Consider the following 691-nt stretch of genomic DNA (forward strand, 5'->3'; position numbering starts at 1 on the left):
GGCCGACGGCAAAGCTGAGCTAGCCAGATCAGCGCGCCGTGGAGGACTGGGTGCCTTCAGTCGAAGCCTGGGTCTGCGCAAGTCCATCGCAACGCTCACCGCCGCAGGCTTCCCACCCCCCGCCAAGTGATTTGTACAGCGCCACGGCGCGCACGTTAATATCCGATTCAGCCTGCGCCAGATCGTCCCCTGCAGCGAGCTCCACCCGCTCGGCATCGAGCAGTTCCAGAAAGCCTGTCGATCCCTCCCGGTAGCGGACACGCGCGAGGTCAGCTGCGCGGTGGCTCTGCGCAAACTGATCGATCAGCTTGCCGACCCGTGCATGAGTTTCGTTGTAGGACGTGACTGCGCTGTCAACATCCTCGATCGCGACAAGAATGCTTTGCTCGTAAATGGCCTGCGCAGCGTCCGAGCGTGCTTGCGCCGCATGCAGATTCGCACGCACGCGCTGTACATTCAAACCATCCCACGTAATGCCCGGCATAATCGACCATGCCTGCGATCCCGCTGTCAGGAAATCCGTGCCGTGGCTCGAGAGAAAGCCGAGAAACCCGCTCAATGAGACGTGCGGATAGAAATCGGCTTTCGCAACACCGATACGCGCTGTCGATGCCGCCAGCCGACGCTCTGCTTCCTGGACGTCCGGTCGACGCGCAAGCACATCCCCTATTGGCCCCATGGGCAGGCTCAC

1 protein-coding gene is annotated in these 691 nt (G+C 61.9%); it reads right to left on the bottom strand.

What is annotated here, in order from left to right:
• Positions 1-28 precede the first annotated feature (28 nt).
• Positions 29-691: TolC family protein (locus P0D96_RS48250; protein WP_408321422.1), on the bottom strand; the 663-nt coding region annotated here is incomplete at its 5' end.

The sequence above is a fragment of the Paraburkholderia sp. RL17-347-BIC-D genome, assembly GCF_046027915.1.
In the GTDB taxonomy this organism is placed as follows: domain Bacteria; phylum Pseudomonadota; class Gammaproteobacteria; order Burkholderiales; family Burkholderiaceae; genus Paraburkholderia.